The organism is Micromonospora sp. NPDC005173 (genome assembly GCF_040608515.1).
In the GTDB taxonomy this organism is placed as follows: domain Bacteria; phylum Actinomycetota; class Actinomycetes; order Mycobacteriales; family Micromonosporaceae; genus Micromonospora.
In genome coordinates, this window is sequence record NZ_JBEXIK010000004.1 from 58,990 (window position 1) to 78,008 (window position 19,019).

The following is a 19,019-nucleotide window of genomic DNA, read 5'->3' on the forward strand; positions in this document are numbered from 1 at the left end:
GTGGAATTTCCCGGTCAATAGCACCTGGTCCGAATAGCGACATCAAAACGTTCAATCCCCGACAGATGGCGGCGCAACGGGCGCGACTCCGCCGTCCGGATCGCGCGGCAACCCCGCCACCATCTCCCGGAACTCCCGCACCGTGACCGCCTCGCGCAGCGTCGCGAAGACCGCACCCGTGCCGGCCCGGGCGGTCGCCTCGTCGACCCCGGCCCGCTCCCCCACCAGACGCAGAAACTCCGCCGGTCCGGCGGCCACCGGCGGCCCGGCCGCGGCTCGATTCGTTCCGCCCACATAGCCGTTCAGCTCGTCCGGGAGCTGTCCGGCCAGGTCGGCCGTCGGACAGCCGGTCACCCGTTCGGCCATCGTCTGGAGCACGGCACGAGCCACCACGGCGGCCTGCTCGGTCGGCAGCCCGGAGCGCCGGGACACTGCGTCGATGAAGCGGGGGAACCGCACGCCGCCCTCCTGTCCGCCACGGGACCCGCGCTTACCCGGGCGCGGTCGCGGCAAACGGCGACGCGGTCAGCGCAGCAGGCCCACGGCCCGCAGGTGGTCGAAGATGAGGTGGTCGACCGGCGAGGTGCGGTGCCGGTCGGCGTACCCGAGCCAGGCGGTCTCGGCGATCTCGTTGGCCGGCCGCAACTGCCCCTCGTATCCCGCCCGATAGCAGATCATCCGCACGGTGGTGCCGGCCGCGTGGCCGTGCGCCTGGGCGCTGAACGTGCCCAGGTGCGCCGCACCGCCCACGTCGACCGTGACGCTCAGCTCCTCCTCGACCTCCCGGCGCAGGGTGTCCAGGTCGGTCTCCCCCGGCTCGCGCTTGCCACCCGGCAGGTACCACACGTCCTTGCCCCGGGACCGGGTGCTCAGCACCAGCCCGTCCTCGATGAGGATCCAAGCCACCTTGTCGATCTCGGACACGCCACCCCTCCCGCCGCTGGGACGGGCACGCTATCACCGGCACCAGCCGGAGCGGGTCACACCGCGTCGGGCGCGGGCTCCTCGGTCAGCAGGTCGAGCAGCAGCGCAGCGGTCCAGCTGAATGCCGGCGAGCCCAGCCCGGCACCGGTGTCCGGATGGAAGTACTCGTGGCAGCCGGCCCCGGCGACCAGCCCGATCATCGACTGGCGCAGCCCGGCGGCCAGCTCGGGATGCCCGTGCGCGAGCAGCCCGCGCCGTACCAGCCACCCGACGTTCAGCCAGCTCGGCCCGCGCCAGTAGCGCAGCGGCTCGAAGTCCGGCGCGGTCCGGTCGTAGCTGGGCAGCGGTCGGTCCATCCGCCGAGCCACCCCGAAACGCGCCGACCGCGCCTCGACGACCAGCGCGTCGGCCTGCCGGGTCGGCAGGTCGGGCAGGATCAGCGGTGCCAGCCCGAGCGCGGTACGGGCCGGGATGAGCCGGTCTGTGCGCAGGTCACGGGGGGCGAACGTACCGGTGGCCGGGTCGTACAGCCGGCGCACCACGGCCTCGGTGATCCGCACGGCGCGGGCCCGGTGTGGCCCCGGGTCGGCGCCGACCAGCGCGGCGATCCGGGCCAGCGCGTGTTCGGCCGCCCCGAACGCCGCGTTGAACAGCGGGCACTCCACCAGGAACGGATGCCCGTCGGCCAGGTCCCGGTCGCGGTAGCCCCGGTCCCGGTAGGCGGCGACGATCGCCAGGTAGCGCGCGTAGTCCAGGTCCGTGGGGCGGTGCGCGGCGTCGGCGTGCGCGGTGTCGTGCCGGCGGTACGCGCGCATCACCGCCGCCTCGGCCGGCACGGCGGCCATCGGCTCGTCCCAGGCCGGGCTGTTGTCCAGACCGGACTCCCACGGATGCACGATGCACACCAGCCCGTCGCCGGTCAGGTCCCGCCGGTCGGTCAGGTAGCGCTGCTGGGCGACCAGCGCGGGATAGAGCCGGCGCAGCGCGGCCAGGCCGGCCGGATCGGGCGTCCGCCGGTACGCCAGCCAGGCGGCGAGCGCGTGCACCGGCGGCTGGACCAGGCCCGAGGTGTCGACCCCCGGCGCGCCCTCGGCGCTTGCCGAGCGCCACATCTCCGGCCCCGGAAAGTACGCGCCGACCCGCATCGCCGGGTTGAACACGATGTGCGGCACCCGCCCGTCGGCCCACTGCGCCCGGAACAGGCTCGCCAGCTCACGCCAGGCCCGCTCGGGACGGACCTGGGCCAGCCCGACGGCGATGAACGCGGAGTCCCAGCTCCACTGGTGTGGGTAGAGCGTGCGCGACGGCACGGTGTGGTCGTGCTCCCAGTTGGCGTCGAGCGTGGCGACCGCGAGCCGGCGCAGCCCGGCGAGATCGGCCGGTCCGCCGGTGCGGGTCGGAACGGCGGTCATGCCGCGGCCCGTCGCGGCAGCGCGTGCCGCAGCACCGTGGCGGCCTGCTGGAGGGCGCGGACCGGGTCGCCACGCAGCCGGCACTCCAGCGCCAGCCAGCCCCGGTAGTCCAGCTCCAGCAGGGTCCGCACCAGCGCCGGCCAGTCCAGGTGCCCGGCACCCGGCTGGTACCGGTTGGAGTCGCTGACCTGCACGTGCCCGAGGTACGGCGCGGCGGAACGCAGCGCCCGGGGCATGTCGTCCTCCTCGATGTTCATGTGGAAGGTGTCGGCGACCACCCGGACCGAGGGCAGCCCGACCGCCGCGCAGAGCGCGACCGCCTCGTCGAGCCGGTTGACCATGTGGTCCTCGTACCGGTTGAGGGGTTCCAGGAAGAGGCTGACCCCCTCGGCCCGGGCGTGTTCGCCCAGCTCGCCGAGGGCGTCGACGAGCACCTGCCGGTCGCCGGTCGGCTGACGCGGCGGTTCGAACGGCGGCAGCCGCCGGGAGAACATCCCCCAGGCCGCCGGGGTCATCGCCCCGACGCCGCCCAGTTCGGCGATCACCGACAGCTGGGAGCGCAGGTTGCGCACCGCGTCGGCGGACCGGGCCGGGTCGAAGTCGCCGATGAAGTGGTCCATCTCGACGCAGACGGTGGGCATCACCACCCCGGCGGCGCGGGCCCGGCGCAGTTCGGGCAGCCGGCGGGCGAACGCGAGGTCGCCGCGCCCGCGCAGCTCGATGCCCTGATAGCCGAGGGCGGTGGCGAGGGCGTACTTCTGGATCAGGTCGGTGCCCGGCAGGAGCTGTTCCTGGCAGGCCAGCGCAATGGTGGTCATGAGAACCTCAACACCACTTGGAGGACGTCACCGGCGCTGCGGTCGAGCAGCGCGAGGGCGTCGGCGACCGCGCTGGCGTCGACGATGTGGCTGACCAGCGGCAACGGGTCGACGCTGCGCTCAGCCACCAGTTCCATGAAGGTCTGCGCCACCCGGTCGCCGGTCCACCGGCCGGCCATGCTCGGCGCGGGGGTGGGTCCGGAGACCTGGGCGGCCACCAACTGGATGCGGTTGTGGTGGAACTCCTCGCCGAGGCCGAGCCCGTCGGCCTGGCCCTGGTAGAAACCGGCGGCCACGACGCGGCCGGCGTGTGCGGTGGACCGGATCGCCTCGTGCAGCGCCGGGTACGCCCCGGACAGCTCCAGGCAGACGTCCGCGCCCCGGCCGCCGGTGGCCCGGCGCAGCACGGCGGCGGCGGATTCGGCGCCGGCGTCCACTGCGGACCGGGCACCGTAGCGGGCGGCGTGCTCCAGCCGGTCGGGCATCCGGTCGACCGCCACGACCCGTGCGCCGGAGAGCACCGCAAGCCGGGTGGCGAGCAGCCCGATGACGCCCTGCCCGAAGACACCGACCCAGTCGCCGAGGTGCAGGTCGGCGGCGAGCACGGCGGTCAGCGCGATGGCGCCGGGCCGGGCGAAGACGGCGGCGAGCGGGTCCAGGCCGGCGGGCAACGGGTGGACCACCTCGGCGGCCAGCACGGCCTCGGCACGGTGCCCCCAGATGCCCCACACCAACTGGCCCGGGTGCCGGTCGGTGACCTCCGGGGCCACCTCGACGATCTCGCCGACCTCCTCGTAGCCGAAGCCGATCAGCGGGTAGGGCACCGGGGTCTGCCGGGGCACGAACATCCGGGCGGCGTCGTCCCAGTCCTTGCTGAGCCGTGGATTGCTGCCCCGGTAGAGGGTCAGCTCGGTGCCGGCCGAGATGCCGGAGTAGCAGGTGCGGACCCGAACCTGGCCGGGGCCGAGCTGATCCGGCGGGCAGGGCTCGAGGCTGATCCGTCGAGGCCCGGCGAGAGAGACAACCCAGTTGCCCATGAGTCACATCCCGGTAGCACTGGGTTCCAGGATAGGCAAAAAATCGCTATATGTCTTGCCATTAATCAATCGAAGGCGTTGAATCCGGCATGTACCCTTCGAGAGGAGTGCCACCGATGTCAGCACCTCCGAGGCGGATACTCGCCACCACCTTGATCCTGGCACTTACCGCGTCCACCCTGCTGGCCTGCGGCGATGACGAGTCGGACAGCAGCAGCAAGAAGATCACCGTGTGGAGCCTGGAGGACGTGGCCGACCGGGTCACCGCCACCAAGGCGATCATCGCCGACTTCACCGCGAAGACCGGGGTCCAGGTTGAGCTCGTCACCGTCAACGAGGACCAGTTCCCCTCACTGATCTCGGCCAATGCCGCCGCCGGCGACCTGCCCGACGTGGTCGGCTCGGTCTCCCTGGCCGGCATCCGTACGCTCGCCGGCAACGAGCTGCTGCACGCCTCGGCGAACGCGGAGGTCGTCGACAAGCTGGGCCGGCAGACCTTCTCGCCGCGAGCGTTGGAGCTCACCTCGGACGACGGCAAGCAGCTCTCGGTGCCCAGCGACGGGTGGGGCCAACTGCTCGTCTACCGCAAGGACCTGTTCGCCGCCGCCGGCCTGCCCGCCCCCGACACGTACGAACGGATCACCACCGCCGCGGCGAAGCTGAACACCGGCGGCGTCGCCGGGATCACCGCGGCGACCGCCCCCAGCGACGTGTTCACCCAGCAGACCTTCGAGCACCTGGCGCTGGCCAACGGCTGTCAGCTCACCGACAACTCCGGCGCGGTCGCTCTGGACTCACCACAGTGCGTCGAAGCGTTCCGCTTCTACGGCGACCTGATCCGGAACAGCTCGGTGAAGGGCGCCCAGGACGTGGACACCACCCGCGCCACCTACTTCGCCGGCAAGGCCGCCATGGTGGTCTGGTCGCCGTTCATCCTCGACGAGCTGGCCGGGCTGCGCAACGACGCCAAGCCGACCTGCCCGCAGTGCCAGGCCGACCCGGCGTTCCTCGCAAAGAACAGCGGGTTCGTCACCGCGATCAAGGGCCCGAACGGCACCGAACCGGCCCAGTACGGCGAAATCAGCTCGTGGGCGGTGCTGGACGGCGCGGCGACCGACCCGGCGAAGTCCTTCGTGGAGTACATGCTCAGCGACGGCTACCCGCGCTGGTTCGGCATGTCCCCCGAGGGCCGCTTCCCGGTGCGCAAGGGCACCCAGGCAGAGCCCGAGGCGTACCTCACCGGGTGGAACACCAGCCAGGCCGGCGTGGACGTGAAGAAGCCGCTGGCCGACGTGTACGGCGAGGAGGTGCTCGCCACGCTGCGCCGCAGCCCGGACACCTTCCAGCGCTGGGGGCTCACCCAGGGGCAGGGAAAGCTGGTCGGCGCCATGCTCGGCGAGTTGCCGGTGCCCAAGGCGTTGAACGACGTCATCTCCGGCAAGTCCGACGCGGCGGCCGCCGCCGGTCGGGCCAAGAAGGACGTCGAGGCGATCAAAGCGGGCGTGAATTGACCACCACCGCGCCCGGCACCGGCCGCTCCCCCACCCGGGAGCGGCCGGTGCCGGTCCGCCGCCGCCGACCACTGACCCTGCGCCGCCGCGAGTCCCGCGCCGGGCTCGCGCTGGTCGCCCCGACCCTGCTCGTCACCATCGCGGTCATCGGCATCCCGATCGTCTGGACCGTGGTGCTCGCCTTCCAGCGGGTCCGGCTCGCCACGCTGCGCAAGACCGGGCTGTTCGGCGAGTTCACCATGGACAACGTCGACCGGGTGCTGCACACCCCCGGCTTCGCCGACACGCTGTGGATCACCCTGCTCTACAGCCTCGGCGGCACCGTCGGGTCGATCCTGCTCGGCCTGGTCGCCGCCCTGGTGGTCCGCCGGCCGTTCCCTGGTCGCACCCTGGTCCGGGCATCCATGCTGCTGCCGTACGTGGCGCCGGTGGTCGCGGTGACGTTCGTCTGGCAGGTGATGCTCGATCCGCAGCTCGGCATCGTCAACGCCTGGGGCCAGCGGTGGCTCGGCTGGGACGCCCCGGTGCCGTTCCTGTCCCAGGAGTCGACCGCGCTGGCCACGGTCGTCGTGTTCGAGGCGTGGCGGTACTTCCCGTTCGCATTCCTGTTCCTGCTGGCCCGGCTGCAGGCGGTGCCCGGCGAGTTGGAGGAGGCCGCCCGGGTCGACGGCGCCACCCCCACCCAACGCTTCCGGCACATCCTGCTGCCGCAACTGCTGCCGGTGATCGCCCTGCTCGGCGTGCTGCGCTTCATCATGACGTTCAACAAGTTCGACGACGTCTACCTGCTCACCGGCGGCGCGGCGGGCACCGAGGTGGTCAGCGTGCGGGTGTACGAGTTCCTCACCGCCCGGACCGACATCGGCGCCGCCGCCGCGCAGGCGGTCGTGCTGGCTGTGGTGCTCATCGTGTTCGTGCTGATCTATCTGCGCTTCTTCGGACGGAGGGTGGGCTGATGGACCGCGACGTGGTCGAGACGGTGAGCCTGCGCTGGCTGCGCCGCCTGGTGATCGCCGTGTTCCTGGTGGTCACCGTCTTCCCCTTCTACTACATGCTGGTGCTCTCGGTGCGCCCCATCGAGCGGCTGCTGCTCGACCCCGGCTCGCTGATCGTCGGCTTCGGCGAGCTGACCGTGGCCACGTACGCCGAGGTGCTCAAGGCCACCGACGACGGCGGCCAGGGGTTCCTCACCTTCATCCGCAACAGCGGTCTGGTCGCCGTGGCGGCGACCCTGCTCACCCTGGTCGTGGCGATCCCCGGGGCGTACGCGGTGGCCCGGCTGCGGTTCTTCGGCCGGCGGCAGGTGGACTTCCTGTTCCTGGCCGTCTACCTGTTCCCGTCGATCGTCATCGCGATCCCGCTGTTCGTGGTCTTCACCCGGGCCGGGCTGCGCGGCTCACTGTTCGGTCTGGTGCTGGTCTACATCTCGCAGACGCTGCCGGTCTCGGTCTACATGCTGAAGAACTACTTCGAGACCATCCCGGTCAGTCTCGAGGAGTCCGCCGCCATCGACGGCGCCGGTCGGCTCGGCATCATCCGCCGGGTCAGCCTGCCCCTCGCCATGCCGTCGATCATGGCGGTTGCGCTCTACGACTTCATGATCGCCTGGAACGAGTTCCTCTTCGCCCTGTTGTTCCTGGTCGACAAGCCCGACCGGTGGACGGTGTCGCTGGGGCTGTCCCTGCTCTCCGACGGGGTGGAGGTGCCCAAGACGGTGTTGATGGCCGGGTCGGTCGTCCTCACCCTGCCCATCGTGATCCTCTTCTTCGCCAGCGAGCGGCTGCTCACCGAGGGGCTGACCAGCGGCGCGGAGAAGGGCTGAGCCAACCGGCGTCATCGGCCGGTAAACATGCCGGCCGATGGCTCTGGTTTCTCGCGCCCGGCATCCGTACCATCGGCAAGTCCGTAAGCGCGAAGCCGAGGGGGCCGCGATGAGGCAGAGCGAGCCAAGCCGGCCGACCGATACGGCCGGCGAGGACTACACCGAACGGCTGCAACGACTCGGGGGTGCCCGCTGGAAGCGGCTCCTCGACGTGCAGGCGCCCTACCGGTGGAACCTGCGCCGGCTGCGGCTGGGGCACACCCTCGACGTCGGCTCCGGCCTCGGCCGTAACCTCGCCAACCTGGACGGCAACGGCGTCGGGGTGGACCACAACCCCGCCTCGGTGGAGCACACCCGGGCGGCCGGCTTCGAGGCGTACACGGTCGAGGAGTTCTTCGGCGGCCCGCACGCCCGTCCGGGCGCGTTCGACTCGCTGCTCGCCGCGCACCTCCTGGAGCACCTGCCCGCCGAGCAGGCGCGGGAGGTCGTCTCCTCCTACCTGCCGTACGTGCGCTCCGGCGGGACCACCGTGTTCATCACCCCACAGGAGCGCGGGTACGCCAGCGACGCCTCGCACGTCCGATTCGTCGGCTTCGACGAGGCGGCGCAGATCTGCCGGGAGCTGGGCCTGACCGTCACCCGGCAGTTCTCCTTCCCGTTCCCCCGGGCGCTGGGGCGGGTCTTCACCTACAACGAGTTCATCACCGTGGCCCGGGTGCCCTGACCCCTGCTCCCCGGGTCGCCCGCCGCGTCCCCGCAGGCCCGGTTACGGTGGCCACATGGCCAACCCGACCCGCTGGGCGACCGACACCGGCCCCGAGCACTCGCAGTGGTACATCGACCGGTTCCGGAAGCTCGCGGCCGAGGGAGCGGACCTGGCCGGTGAGGCCCGGCTGGTGGACACGCTGGTCCCGCCCGGCTCGCGGATCCTCGACGCCGGCTGCGGCACCGGCCGGGTCGGCGCCGCGCTGGCCCAGCGCGGGCACACCGTGGTCGGGGTGGACGCCGACCCGGCACTGGTGGTCGCCGCCCGCACCGACCACCCCGGCCCGCTGTGGCTGGTCGCCGACCTCGCCGAGTTGGACCTGCCGGCGGCCGGCGAGGCCGAGCCGTTCGACGCGGCGGTGCTGGCCGGCAACGTACTCGCTTTCGTAGCGCCCGGCACCGAGCCGGAGGTGCTGCGCCGGCTCGCCGCGCACCTGCGCCCGGACGGCGTGCTGGCGGTGGGCTTCGGCACCGAGCGCGGTTACCCGCTGACCGCCTTCGACGCCGACGCGGTCGCCGCCGGGCTGCGCCTGGAGCACCGCTTCGCCACCTGGGACCTGCGCCCGTGGCGCGACGACGCGGCCTTCGCGGTCACCATCCTGCGCCGCCCGGCCGCCTGACGCCCGACCCGGCTCCCGCCATCGCCCGACCGTCAGGCGGGGGCGGCGACGGCCCGCGCGGCGGCCGGGTCGAGGGTCGCACCGGCCGGCACCAGGCTGACCAGGCCGGCCGGCAGACGCAGTGGGCGCACGTCGCGGTAGCCGAGCATCGGGAGCACGTCCCGGTCGGCCAGCACGTACCGCCGGCCCAGGTCGGTGACCACGGAGACCGCGCCGCCGGACGCGCCGGGCGCCGCGGCGGCCTCGACCACCGCGCCCCGGCCCGGCTCCACCACCACGTGGTCGGCCAGCACGGTGCCGCCGGCCGGCACGGTGCGCGGCACGGCGGCCAGGTCCGGCAGCGGTACGCCCCACCGCACCTCGCTGGCGCCGTCGTCGCCGCTGACCCGGGTGCAGAGCGCCGCGTCGTCCCCGGCCGCCAGCCGGGGCGGGGCTGGCGGCGGGGCGGTCGGACCGCTCGGGGCGAGATCGGGCACCGTGGGCAGTGCGGCGAACCGGCCCAGCGTCATCGGCTCCGGCTCGTCCTGGCTGGTGCTGGCCAGCAACAGCCCGGCCTGCAACTCGGTGATTCCGGCAAGCCCCGCGTCGAGCGCCACGGCGTACTGCCGGCCGCCGCCGGAGTTGCTCACCAGGTAGACCTGGCCGATCGTGGCACCCGGCACCCGAGTGGCGGGCCCGCCCAGGCCGGGCAGGGCGAGCGGGGCCAGGTCGAGGCCGGCGGGTAGCGAGTTGAGCAGGGCGAGCGCCACCGGCAGCGCCCGGGCCCGGGTGGTGGCCAGGGCCGCCAGCACCCGGCTGGGATCGCGGATCAAGTAGCGCCGCTGATGCCAGACGAGGTGCAGACCGCCGTCGGGGCCGCGCAGCAGCAGCGCGTCGTCGCCCAGCGGCCGGCCGCCGGCGGGCTCGGTGCCGATCAGCAGCGCGGAGCGGGGCGCGTCGTCGCCCGCGCCGGCCGGGATCGTCGAGCAGACCGTCCACGCTCCGGTGGCCAACCGACCCGGGGCGGGCAGCGAGTCCGGCGCGTCGGCGATGCCCAGCGGCAGCCCGCGCGGCACGCCGTCGATCGAGCGCCGGGAGACCAGCACGGTCTTCGATCGGTCCGCGCCGACGATCAGCAGCGCCGAGGCGTAGTTGAGCACCGGGTGCAGCTTCTGCTCGCGGTAGACGAACCGGGCGCCGGACTCCTTCTCCACGATCACGGCGCCCGCGTCGCGCCAGCCGCTGCCGCCCCCGGCGAACAGGCCGTAGAGCGCGAAGCCGCCTAGCCCGATCGCCGCGACCAGGACGCTGGCCAGGCCGGCGCCGGCCAACCGCCGGAACGGCGACTGGGCCGGGTCGGTCTCCCGCATCACCAGGGCGGCGACCGTCCGCTGAACGCTGAACTGGTAGGAGTGCAGCTGGTCCTGCCGCGACGGCATGGGGTCCCTCCCGGTGGATCGGCCGGCCACAGGATATGCGTTGCGTCGATGTCCCGTGGACCCTGCGTGGCGGTGACCGTGCCGACCGGTACCATCCGGGGACGAATCTGGCGGCGAGAGGGCACCCGTGGGCGCGCGTTTCGAGGAGCTGGCCTGGCGGGAGACCCCGATCGGCGCGATCAGCCTGCGCCGGCGCCGGGACCCGGCGCTCCAGGTCGAGGTGTACGAGGTCAAGCTCGACGACGAGTTCCTCATGTCCAGCCTCTTCCCCGTCGCGGAGATCGAGCTGGCCCGGCTGGGCCTGGCCGAACTGGCCGGTGACACGCTCGACGTGGTGGTCGGCGGCCTCGGGCTGGGCTACACCGCCTGCGCGGCGCTGGATGACCCGAGGGTGCGTTCACTGCTGGTGGTCGAGGCGATCGAGGACGTGATCGACTGGCACCAGCGCGGGCTGCTGCCGTTCGCGGCGGGGCTCGCCGAGGACCCGCGTACCCGGTTCGTGCGGGCCGACTTCTTCGCGGCGGTGGCCGGCGACGCCGGGTTCGACGCCGAGGCGCCCGGGCGGCGGTTCGACGCTGTCCTGCTCGACGTCGACCATTCCCCGCGCAACGTCCTGCACCCCAGCCACGCCGCCTTCTACGAGCCGGCCGGGCTGCGCCGGCTGTCCGCCCTGCTACGCCCCGAGGGCGTCTTCGCGCTCTGGTCGGACGACCCGCCGGACGCCGAGTTCACCGCAGCGCTCACCGAGGTGTTCGCGACCGCGCGGGCGCACGTCGTGCCGTTCGCCAACCCGCTGACCGGTGGTCAGTCCGCCAACACCGTGTACGTCGCCCGCACCGCGGGCTGAAACCGGCCCCGCGCACACCGCACGCTGAACCGGCCCGCCCGCACCGCACGCTGGGCCCGGCTCCTCGTGCTGGGCGGGCATGGTGTCGGCCGGATGGGGAACGTGGCGCGGGGGTCGCCGCATGGGCGCGGCCGGTCACGGGAGGTCGAGATGCGTGCCATGCTCTGGGTCGTCGGCGTGGTCGCCGGCGTACTGATCCTGCTCGGGCTGATCCTCGAGGCGGTCCGCTGGCTCATCATCATCGGCCTGATCGCGCTGGTCGTGGTGATCGTGCTGGGCGTCATGAAGGGACGGCAGGCGATGAGTCACCAGGGCCGGCGGCGGTGAGGCCGGGGCCGCTCAGAACCAGTCCGCGCGCATCTCCAGCGTGGTCCGGTCCCGGCTGTCCAGCAGGTCCAGCTGCGGGCCGGTACGCGGCAGCTCGACCGTGAAGAAGTAGCGGGCGGCCTGCCGCTTTCCGGCGTGGAACGCGTCGCCGGACCCCTGCGGTGGCAGGGCCAGCACCTGTTCCAGCCACATCCACGCGATCACGACGTGCCCGACCGCCTCCAGGTAGACGCTGGCGTTGGCCAGCGCGAGCACCGGGTCACCGTCGGCCCAGAGTCGGCGGGTGACCGCGACGACCCGGTCCACCCCGCCCGCCAGCCTGTCGGCCAGCTCGGCGGCCTCGCCGCCGACCTGTCGGGCCCGGTCGACGGTGTCGCGGATCGTCCCGGTCAGCACGACCAGGCCGGCGCCGTCGTGCATGGTCACCTTGCGCCCCAGCAGGTCCAGCGCCTGGATGCCGTGGGTGCCCTCGTGGATCGGGTTGAGCCGGTTGTCCCGGTAGTGCTGCTCCACGTCGTGATCGCGGGTGTAACCGGCCCCGCCGAGCACCTGGATCGCCAGATCGTTCGCGGTCAGGCACCACTGCGAGGGCCAGCTCTTGGTGATCGGGGTGAGCACGTCCAGCAGCAGGTGCGCCCGCTCGCGATCGGCCTCGGCGGGGGCGGTCTTCTCCTCGTCGAGCAGCCGCGCGCAGTAGAGCACCAGGGCCAGCGCCCCCTCCACGTAGCTCTTCTGCGCCAGCAGCATCCGCCGTACGTCGGGGTGGTCGATGATCGGCACCTGCGGCGCGGCCGGGTCCTTGCCGCCGACCGGCCGGCCCTGGGGCCGCTCCCGGGCGTACGCCAGGCTCTTGAGGTAGCCGGTGTAGCCCAGCGCGGTGGCACCGGCCCCCACCCCGATCCGGGCCTCGTTCATCATGTGGAACATCTGGGCCAGTCCCTGGTGCGGCGGGCCGACCAGGTGACCGACCGCGCCGGGACGGCCGGCCGGGGTGTGCCCGCCGTCGCCGAAGCTGAGCAGGGTGTTGGTGGTGCCCCGGAAGCCCATCTTGTGGTTGAGCCCGACCAGCACCACGTCGTTGCGGTCGCCGAGCGACCCGTCCGGCCCGACCAGCACCTTTGGCACGATGAACAGCGAGATCCCCTTCACCCCGGGCGGCCCGCCGGGGATCCGCGCCAGCACCAGGTGGACGATGTTCTCGGCCAGTTCGTGATCGCCGCCGGAGATCCACATCTTGGTGCCGAAGAGCCGGTACGTACCGTCCGGCTGTGGTTCGGCGCGAGTGGTGATGTCGGCCAGCGAGCTGCCGGCGTGCGGCTCGGACAGGCACATGGTGCCGAAGAACCGGCCCTCCAGCATGGGCCGCACGTACGTGTCGACCTGCTCCGCGCTGCCGTGCGCCAGCAGCAGGTTGGCGTTGCCCAGGGTGAGGAACGGGTACGCCGAGGTGGAGACGTTGGCGGCCTGGAACCAGGTGAAGCAGGCGGCCGCGACGGCGTGCGGCAGCTGCAGGCCGCCGACCGAGGCGTCCAGCCCGGCCGTGAGCAGACCGGTCTCGGCGAAGCTCTCCAGCGCCGCCCGGACCTGCGGGATCAGCCGCACTCGCTGCCCGTCGAAGGTGGGCTCGGCGAGGTCGGCGGCGCGGTTGTGCGGGGCGAACTGCTCGGTGGCCACCCGCTCGGCGAGATCCAGGGCATCGTCGAAGGTGTCCCGGGAGTGCTCGGCGTACCGGGGGCGCTCGACAAGCTTGGACACCTGCAGCCAGTCGTGCAGCAGGAAGTCCAGGTCGCGGCGGGAGAGCAGGGTGGACGGCACAGCACTCCTCATCGGGCACGGGGGTGGGTCGGTCCGGGGCGCTGCCCGGCGGCGCCCGTGCCCATCCTGGCGGATCGGCCGGATGGACACCACCGGCACCGACGGGCCGGGCAACCATCACGAACCCGGTGATCTGTCGTACCGGCCCGCTAGGGTCGCTGACCGTGACCGAACCCGGAGACGTCCCGCCCGAGGTTCTCGACCGGCTGCGGCCGATCTGCCTCGGGCTGCCGGAGAGCTACGAGGAGCCAGCCTGGGTGGGCACCCGCTGGCGGATCCGCAAGCGGACCTTCGCCCACGTGCTCACCGTCGACCCCGACCACCAGGTCGCCCACTCGCGCGCCGCCGACGTCGACCGGCCGACCTGCCTGCTGATCTTCCGGTCGCCGCCCGACGAGATCGCCGGGCTCGTCGCCAGCGGGCCCCCCTTCTACAAGCCGGAGTGGGGCCCGACCGTGCTGGGCATGGTCGTGGACGACGACACCGGCTGGGACGAGGTCGCCGAGTTGCTCACCGAGAGCTACTGCCTGCTCGCCCCGAAGCGGCTCGCCGCTCTGGTCGACCAGCCCGGCCCACCGGCTGGTTGAGCGGCTGAACGGCACCCGCTGGGGCGATGGTTTCGCCCGACGCGGCCCGGGGATACCGCGCGGCGGGTGGTCGAGGCCGTCGGTCACCGGGTGGAGGCCAGGACGCCGTCGGGCGGGTGAGGAGCGGACCGATGTCCACGCTGCCCACCGAGGAGGATCCCCGGCTGACCCCGGTGCTCACCGAGGACCGGGTGTGCACGGGTGTCACGACCCTGCGGGATCGGATCTTCCTGAGCTACCCGTCGGCGGACCGGCCGGGCGTGCAGGTGGCCGAGGCGCTGCCGGACGGCCGCCGCGACCCGTACCCGAATGCCGCGTGGAATCGGGCGGGCCAGGGACCGGACGGCGCGTTCGTCAACGTCAACGGGTTACGTGCCGGGCCGGACGGCCGCCTGTGGATCATCGACGCTGGGGCGCCACAGATCGGCACCCGGCAGGTGCCCGGCGGGGCTCGGCTCATCGTGGTCGACCCGGACGGCGACCGGGTGCATCGCGTCTACCACCTCGACGCGGCGGTGCACCCCACCAGCCACGTCGACGACGTCCGCTTCCACGACGGCGTCGGCTATCTCACCGACGCCGGAGCGCCCGGCCTGATCGTGCTCGACCTCGACTCCGGGCAGGTCCGGCGGGTACTGGACGGGCATCCGAGCACCGTCGGCGGGCCTCTGGTCGCCGACGGCCGGCCGTTGCGCGACCCGGACGGTGGTGAGGTCCAGCTGCACGCCGACCAACTGGAGGTCTCACCGGACGGTCGTTGGCTCTACTACCAACCGGCCTCCGGCGGGATGTCCCGGATCGGCACCCGGTGGCTGGACGACCCGTCGGTGTCCCCCGACGAGTTGGGCCGGCGGGTCGAACGGTGGTGCGACACGCCCAGCACCGGCGGCGCGGCGATCGATGCCACCGGCACCATCTACGTCAGCGACGTCGAGCGACGGCGCGTCCTCGCCCTGGCACCGGACCGCAGTGTGCGCACGCTCATCGCCGATCCGCGGCTGGTCTGGGTGGACGCGATGTGGATCGACGCCGACTCCCGGCTCTGGCTGCCGGCCGCTCAGTTGCACCTGACCGCCGGGCTCAACGGTGGGCGGTCGGCCGTCGACTACCCGGTCCGGATCTTCCGGATGCCGGTCGATGCCGGCCCGCCAGCACTGGACCACCTCTGAGCGGAGACCGGTCGGTGCGGACGCCGCCGCAGGTCCAGCGCCGGCATGGGTACGGAATCTCGGTGGAGCAGCCGAGGGCCGATCGGTGAGGATCGGGGCATGTCCGTTCCCGCCCGTCAGATTCGCGCTCGCTACTCCGCCGACACCGTCACCGTCTACCAGGCGTATCCCCCACAGGTCGCGCTGCCGGCGGTGGCGGCCGGCCGCTTCGTGGCCCCCTTCAAGCGGGACCGGATGACGTGGATCAAGCCGTCCTTCCTGTGGATGATGTACCGCTGCGGCTGGGCCACCAAGCCGGGCCAGGAGCGGGTGCTGTCCATCGACATCACGCGGGAGGGCTTCGAGTGGGCGCTGGCGCGAGCCTGCCTGAGTCACTACGACCGGGACGTGCACGGCGACAAGGCGACGTGGTCGCGTCAGCTGAAGGCCAGCCCGGTGCGGGTGCAGTGGGATCCGGAACGGACACTGCACCTGGAAGCTCTGCCATACCGGTCGCTGCAGGTCGGGTTGTCCGGCGAGGCTGTCGCCCGGTACGTCGACGACTGGATGGTCTCGGTCACCGACATCACCCCCACCGTCCACCGCGTACGGGAACTTCTGCGCGCCAACGACGCACATGCGGCGACAGACCACCTGCCGGTCGAACATCCCTACCCATTGCCGGCTCAGATCGCCGCCGGCCTCGACGCCAGCGAAGACGTCACGGCCGGAGAGATACCCGGACAGTGACAACGCGCAGCTGGCCGCATCGCTCGGCGGCAGAGGCGGACGCCGATTCTTGCGTGGCCGGCGATATCCTGCCTCGCATGCATCGAAGCCGTGTGTACGCGCTGCTGATCGACGCCCCCGAGGCGGAGGCCGCGCGGGCGGCGCAGTTCTGGTCGGCGGCGCTGGGCGTCAGCACCCGGTCCGATCCCGCAGAGCCACAGTTCATTGGCCTGCACGAGGCGCTGCCCGGGCTGGTCACCGCGGTCCAGGCAGTCGACGACGCCCCGCGCTTTCACCTCGACATCGAGACCGACGATGTGCCGGCCGAGACCGCACGGCTGATCGACCTGGGCGCGACCGAGGTGTCGCAGTGGCTGGAGTGCCGGATTCTGCGGGCACCCGGTGGGCACCTGCTCTGCGTGCTGCCAGTGGCGAGTCCACCGGCGGTCTTCGCCGCCCAGGCCCGAACCTGGCCCTGATCCGCCGGGTTGTCGCAGGTCGGCGCTAGGGTTCCGGCCATGGCAGAGTTCGTACTGGTGGCGGGGGCGTGGCTGGGGTCGTGGGCGTGGGACGAGGTGCTGCCGCCGCTGCGCGCGGCCGGTCACGGCACCCATCCGCTGACCCTCTCCGGCCTCGCCGAGAAGCAGGGCGTGCCGGCCGGGCAGCAGACCCACGTGCAGGACATCGTCGGTGAGATCGAGCGGCGCGACCTGCGCGACGTGGTGCTGGTCGGGCACAGCTACTCGGGCATCCCGGTGGGTCAGGCCGCCGAGCGGATCGGCGACCGGCTGACCCGGGTGGTCTTCGTCGACTCGGAGGTGCCGGTCGACGGTGGCTCGTTCGCGTCCGGCTGGTGGCAGGGCCAGGCGGCGCTGGAGGCGTTGATCGCCGACAACGGCGGCTACTGGCCGCCGCTCGGCGCGTCCGACCTCGACGGCCAGGGTCTCACCGACGAGCAGGTCACCCGGCTGGTCGAGGGCTCCACCCCGCACCCCGGTGCCACGTTGACCGAGCCGGCCGTGCTGACCCGCCCGCTCGGCGCGCTGCCGGCCACGTACGTCAAGTGCCTGCTCGACGGGCCCGAGCCCAACGACACCGTGGCGAAGCTGCTGACCAGCGAGCCCTGGCGACTGGTCACGATGGACACCGGCCACTGGCCGATGATCTCCCAACCCGCCGAGCTGGCCCGGCTGCTGCTGGACGCGGCCGGCTGAGCTGCTCCGCCGGCCGGGTTCTCCCCCGGCCGGCGGTGTGCTGGCCGCCTGCCTGCTGCCCGCGGCGCGGTCAGGTCGGTCGCCGACTTGTCCTGCAGCGGCGCGGTCAGGTCACCGGCTCGTCCTGCAGCGGCGCGGTCGCTGGCTCGTCGATGGTGGTGATGTGGCGTACTGGCGACGCGAACAGCCAGAGCACGGCGAGCACGCCGCCCAGGCCGGCGACGACCAGTGTCGGCCGCAGCCCGATGGTGGTGCCCAACGCGCCGCCGACCAGCGCGCCGAGGGGCCGGATGCCGTAGTTGACGGCGCTGTACGCACCGGCTCGACGGCCCCGCGCGTCGTCGGGTGTGACCGCGGTGATGAGGGCGTTCAGGTTGACGTCCATCAGCATCACCCCGACGCTGGAGACCAGCTCGATGGCGGCCAGCATGCCGACTTTCGCCCAGGTCGGGCCGGCCACCAGCGCGGTCAGCGCCAGCGGCGCGGGAAAGAGGACGACGCCGATCATCGCGGTACGCCCCAACCCGATGGCGCGGGAGACCCGTGGCGCCAGCGCCGCGCCCGCCAAACCACCGATCGCGCCGGCGCCGAACGCGATGCCGATGGCACCGGCGGACAGGTCGAGCTCGCGACTCGCGTAGAGCACCAACAACGCGCTGGCGATGAAGGTGAAGAAGTTGACGGTGCTGGTGCAGCCGAGCGCGGCGCGCAGCACCGGGTGGCGCAGCACCAGGACGAGACCTTCGCGGACGAGGCCGAGGGTGGACGACCGCCGCGGTGGCGGAGGCGCCTCGGTCACCGGGATGCGGCCGAGCATCAGCGCGGAGCCGAGGAACGACACCGCGTCGACGATGACGGCGACCGGCGCGGTCAGCGCTTGGACCAGTCCACCGCCGACGGCCGGGCCGGCCACGAACGACACGGCGCGGCTCATGCTCAGCTTGCTGGTCGCGTCGACGTACGCCGACCGCGGCACCAACGCGACGAAGAACGCCTGGCGCGCCATGGCGAACAGCACCGCCCCGGCACCGGTGAGCAGCGCCACCAGGTAGAGCTGGGTGAGGGTGACCGCGTCGAAGAGGTAGGCAACCGGCAGGCTGAACAGCACCGCCGCGCGGATCAGGTCGGCGATGATCAGAAGCCGGCGCTTGTGGGTGCGCTGGTCCACCCACGCGCCCAGGAACAGGCCCAGCAGGTTGGGCAGCCAGATCAGCGCGGTGAGGATGCTGACCTGCGCGGGCGTCGCGGCGAGTAGGGAGACGGCGATCAGCGGCAGGGCCAGTTCGCTGATCCGATCACCGAACTGGGAGATCGTCTCGCCGATCCAGAAGGTGCGGAACCGCCGGTCGCGGTGCAGGGCGGGTGAGGGCGCGGTGCCGACGGTGGTCACGACGCGGCCGAGTCGTCGCCGGGCTCGGGCAGCACGTAGCGCAGCATCCGGACGACCTGCGCCCCGGTTGGTGGCGCCTGGTCGTCCTTGCGCCGCACGTACGGGGCGAGCAGCTCCTCGATCGCGTCCTCCAGCTGCCGCATCTCGTCGGCGGTGGCCACGAACCGGGTGTCGGCCACCCCGGCCAGCCCGCGCCACTCGGCGTCCAGCCGGGGCTCGTCCTGCAGCAGCCACTGCTGCGGAGCGTCGGCGTACCGGGCGAACATCTCGCCCCGCAGCTGGCGGCCGGCGGCCTGTCCCTCGGCGTCGTCCGGGAGCGTGAAGCGGAAGCCCCGGGCCGCCGCCTGCCACCAGCGTTCCCGCTTGCTGGTGGCGCCGTCCCAGTCGGTGACCAGGCCGAACGTCGCGAGGTGTCGCAGGTGCCAGCTGACCACCGACGGCGTGGCGCCGACGTGCGGCGAGAGCGCGGTGGCGGTGGCGGGACCGTGCCGCTGCAGGCGGTCGAGGATGGCCAGCCGGACCGGGTGCGCCAGCGCCCGTAGCGCCTGTGGCTCGGTGATCTCGAAATCCCCGTACGGATTCTTGAGAGACATGTTTCGAAAGTAGTCTCTCAGGTTCCGTCAGGCAACCCCGAA

General features: G+C 72.7%; 21 protein-coding genes. 12 read left to right on the forward strand and 9 right to left on the reverse strand.

All coding sequences use genetic code 11. From position 1 onward, the window contains the following. Positions 1–51 precede the first annotated feature (51 nt). The 5 genes from ABZV00_RS07400 to ABZV00_RS07420 all read right to left on the reverse strand — a co-directional run bounded on the left by ABZV00_RS07400 (position 52) and on the right by ABZV00_RS07420 (position 4,191). Positions 52–459, reverse strand: coding sequence for a DUF2267 domain-containing protein (locus tag ABZV00_RS07400; RefSeq protein ID WP_355602696.1), 408 nt, complete (start codon positions 457–459; stop codon positions 52–54). Positions 460–525: 66 nt separating this feature from the next. After that, complete coding sequence (locus ABZV00_RS07405; protein ID WP_328417475.1) at positions 526–924, reverse strand: NUDIX domain-containing protein; 399 nt, start codon at positions 922–924, stop codon at positions 526–528. A gap of 56 nt (positions 925–980) precedes the next feature. Then, the gene (locus ABZV00_RS07410; protein WP_355602698.1) at positions 981–2,336 is read right to left on the reverse strand and encodes a hypothetical protein; all 1,356 of its coding nucleotides are present in this window, start codon (positions 2,334–2,336) and stop codon (positions 981–983) included. Continuing rightward, positions 2,333–3,154, reverse strand: coding sequence for a sugar phosphate isomerase/epimerase family protein (locus ABZV00_RS07415; RefSeq protein WP_355602700.1), 822 nt, complete (start codon positions 3,152–3,154; stop codon positions 2,333–2,335). Before ABZV00_RS07415 ends, ABZV00_RS07410 begins: the two co-directional genes overlap by 4 nt. After that, positions 3,151–4,191, reverse strand: a complete 1,041-nt coding sequence (locus ABZV00_RS07420; RefSeq protein ID WP_355602702.1) for a zinc-binding dehydrogenase — start codon at positions 4,189–4,191, stop codon at positions 3,151–3,153. Before ABZV00_RS07420 ends, ABZV00_RS07415 begins: the two co-directional genes overlap by 4 nt. 116 nt (positions 4,192–4,307) lie before the next feature. On the opposite strand from ABZV00_RS07420, the gene ABZV00_RS07425 reads away from it, so the two are divergent. From ABZV00_RS07425 to ABZV00_RS07445, 5 genes are all read left to right on the forward strand, one after another. Next, a complete protein-coding gene (locus ABZV00_RS07425; RefSeq protein ID WP_355602704.1) occupies positions 4,308–5,702 on the forward strand; it encodes an extracellular solute-binding protein in 1,395 nt (464 codons plus the stop codon). After that, positions 5,699–6,658, forward strand: a complete 960-nt coding sequence (locus tag ABZV00_RS07430) for a sugar ABC transporter permease (RefSeq protein ID WP_355602706.1) — start codon at positions 5,699–5,701, stop codon at positions 6,656–6,658. Before ABZV00_RS07425 ends, ABZV00_RS07430 begins: the two co-directional genes overlap by 4 nt. Further along, the gene (locus tag ABZV00_RS07435) at positions 6,658–7,524 is read left to right on the forward strand and encodes a carbohydrate ABC transporter permease (protein WP_328417487.1); all 867 of its coding nucleotides are present in this window, start codon (positions 6,658–6,660) and stop codon (positions 7,522–7,524) included. The genes ABZV00_RS07430 and ABZV00_RS07435 overlap by 1 nt, the downstream gene beginning before the upstream one ends. Before the next feature lie 109 nt (positions 7,525–7,633). Further along, on the forward strand, positions 7,634–8,248 hold the full coding sequence (locus ABZV00_RS07440) for a methyltransferase domain-containing protein (RefSeq protein WP_328417488.1): 615 nt from the start codon (positions 7,634–7,636) through the stop codon (positions 8,246–8,248). Positions 8,249–8,303: 55 nt separating this feature from the next. After that, positions 8,304–8,909 carry a class I SAM-dependent methyltransferase gene (locus tag ABZV00_RS07445; protein ID WP_328417489.1) on the forward strand — a complete coding sequence of 202 codons (606 nt, stop codon included), beginning with the start codon at positions 8,304–8,306 and terminating at the stop codon, positions 8,907–8,909. 32 nt (positions 8,910–8,941) lie between these two features. On the opposite strand, the gene eccB is transcribed toward ABZV00_RS07445, so the two are convergent. Next, on the reverse strand, positions 8,942–10,327 hold the full coding sequence (eccB, locus tag ABZV00_RS07450) for a type VII secretion protein EccB (RefSeq protein WP_355602708.1): 1,386 nt from the start codon (positions 10,325–10,327) through the stop codon (positions 8,942–8,944). A 127-nt stretch (positions 10,328–10,454) separates the two neighbouring features. Between eccB and ABZV00_RS07455 the strand changes: the two genes are divergently transcribed. Then, on the forward strand, positions 10,455–11,174 hold the full coding sequence (locus ABZV00_RS07455) for a spermidine synthase (protein ID WP_355602710.1): 720 nt from the start codon (positions 10,455–10,457) through the stop codon (positions 11,172–11,174). Between the two features lie 150 nt (positions 11,175–11,324). Further along, the gene (locus ABZV00_RS07460) at positions 11,325–11,501 is read left to right on the forward strand and encodes a hypothetical protein (RefSeq protein ID WP_328417494.1); all 177 of its coding nucleotides are present in this window, start codon (positions 11,325–11,327) and stop codon (positions 11,499–11,501) included. 12 nt (positions 11,502–11,513) lie between these two features. On the opposite strand, the gene ABZV00_RS07465 is transcribed toward ABZV00_RS07460, so the two are convergent. Continuing rightward, entirely contained in the window at positions 11,514–13,328 is a 1,815-nt protein-coding gene (locus ABZV00_RS07465) for an acyl-CoA dehydrogenase (RefSeq protein ID WP_355602712.1), read from the reverse strand. A gap of 152 nt (positions 13,329–13,480) precedes the next feature. On the opposite strand from ABZV00_RS07465, the gene ABZV00_RS07470 reads away from it, so the two are divergent. From ABZV00_RS07470 to ABZV00_RS07490, 5 genes are all read left to right on the forward strand, one after another. Further along, positions 13,481–13,903: an MmcQ/YjbR family DNA-binding protein gene (locus tag ABZV00_RS07470; protein ID WP_355602714.1), complete on the forward strand. Its 423-nt coding sequence runs from the start codon at positions 13,481–13,483 to the stop codon at positions 13,901–13,903. A gap of 131 nt (positions 13,904–14,034) precedes the next feature. Continuing rightward, on the forward strand, positions 14,035–15,072 hold the full coding sequence (locus ABZV00_RS07475; protein ID WP_355602716.1) for an L-dopachrome tautomerase-related protein: 1,038 nt from the start codon (positions 14,035–14,037) through the stop codon (positions 15,070–15,072). Between the two features lie 99 nt (positions 15,073–15,171). Continuing rightward, entirely contained in the window at positions 15,172–15,801 is a 630-nt protein-coding gene (locus ABZV00_RS07480; protein ID WP_355602718.1) for a DUF4291 domain-containing protein, read from the forward strand. A gap of 77 nt (positions 15,802–15,878) precedes the next feature. Beyond that, a complete protein-coding gene (locus ABZV00_RS07485; protein WP_328417503.1) occupies positions 15,879–16,259 on the forward strand; it encodes a VOC family protein in 381 nt (126 codons plus the stop codon). A gap of 39 nt (positions 16,260–16,298) precedes the next feature. Next, positions 16,299–16,994 carry an alpha/beta hydrolase gene (locus ABZV00_RS07490; RefSeq protein ID WP_355602720.1) on the forward strand — a complete coding sequence of 232 codons (696 nt, stop codon included), beginning with the start codon at positions 16,299–16,301 and terminating at the stop codon, positions 16,992–16,994. 106 nt (positions 16,995–17,100) lie between these two features. On the opposite strand, the gene ABZV00_RS07495 is transcribed toward ABZV00_RS07490, so the two are convergent. Further along, positions 17,101–18,384, reverse strand: a complete 1,284-nt coding sequence (locus ABZV00_RS07495) for an MFS transporter (protein WP_328417506.1) — start codon at positions 18,382–18,384, stop codon at positions 17,101–17,103. Next, positions 18,381–18,977, reverse strand: a complete 597-nt coding sequence (locus ABZV00_RS07500; RefSeq protein ID WP_355602722.1) for a helix-turn-helix domain-containing protein — start codon at positions 18,975–18,977, stop codon at positions 18,381–18,383. Before ABZV00_RS07500 ends, ABZV00_RS07495 begins: the two co-directional genes overlap by 4 nt. Positions 18,978–19,019: the final 42 nt, after the last annotated feature.

Coding starts and splice junctions, on each gene's coding strand:
- ABZV00_RS07425 (WP_355602704.1), top strand. CDS start 4,308: ATGTCAGCACCTCCGAGGCGGATACTCGCCACCACCTTGATCCTGGCA.
- ABZV00_RS07475 (WP_355602716.1), top strand. CDS start 14,035: ATGTCCACGCTGCCCACCGAGGAGGATCCCCGGCTGACCCCGGTGCTC.
- ABZV00_RS07480 (WP_355602718.1), top strand. CDS start 15,172: ATGTCCGTTCCCGCCCGTCAGATTCGCGCTCGCTACTCCGCCGACACC.
- ABZV00_RS07415 (WP_355602700.1), bottom strand. CDS start 3,154: ATGACCACCATTGCGCTGGCCTGCCAGGAACAGCTCCTGCCGGGCACC.
- ABZV00_RS07420 (WP_355602702.1), bottom strand. CDS start 4,191: ATGGGCAACTGGGTTGTCTCTCTCGCCGGGCCTCGACGGATCAGCCTC.
- ABZV00_RS07490 (WP_355602720.1), top strand. CDS start 16,299: ATGGCAGAGTTCGTACTGGTGGCGGGGGCGTGGCTGGGGTCGTGGGCG.
- eccB (WP_355602708.1), bottom strand. CDS start 10,327: ATGCCGTCGCGGCAGGACCAGCTGCACTCCTACCAGTTCAGCGTTCAG.
- ABZV00_RS07435 (WP_328417487.1), top strand. CDS start 6,658: ATGGACCGCGACGTGGTCGAGACGGTGAGCCTGCGCTGGCTGCGCCGC.
- ABZV00_RS07440 (WP_328417488.1), top strand. CDS start 7,634: ATGAGGCAGAGCGAGCCAAGCCGGCCGACCGATACGGCCGGCGAGGAC.
- ABZV00_RS07500 (WP_355602722.1), bottom strand. CDS start 18,977: ATGTCTCTCAAGAATCCGTACGGGGATTTCGAGATCACCGAGCCACAG.
- ABZV00_RS07460 (WP_328417494.1), top strand. CDS start 11,325: ATGCGTGCCATGCTCTGGGTCGTCGGCGTGGTCGCCGGCGTACTGATC.
- ABZV00_RS07410 (WP_355602698.1), bottom strand. CDS start 2,336: ATGACCGCCGTTCCGACCCGCACCGGCGGACCGGCCGATCTCGCCGGG.
- ABZV00_RS07485 (WP_328417503.1), top strand. CDS start 15,879: ATGCATCGAAGCCGTGTGTACGCGCTGCTGATCGACGCCCCCGAGGCG.
- ABZV00_RS07445 (WP_328417489.1), top strand. CDS start 8,304: ATGGCCAACCCGACCCGCTGGGCGACCGACACCGGCCCCGAGCACTCG.
- ABZV00_RS07465 (WP_355602712.1), bottom strand. CDS start 13,328: ATGAGGAGTGCTGTGCCGTCCACCCTGCTCTCCCGCCGCGACCTGGAC.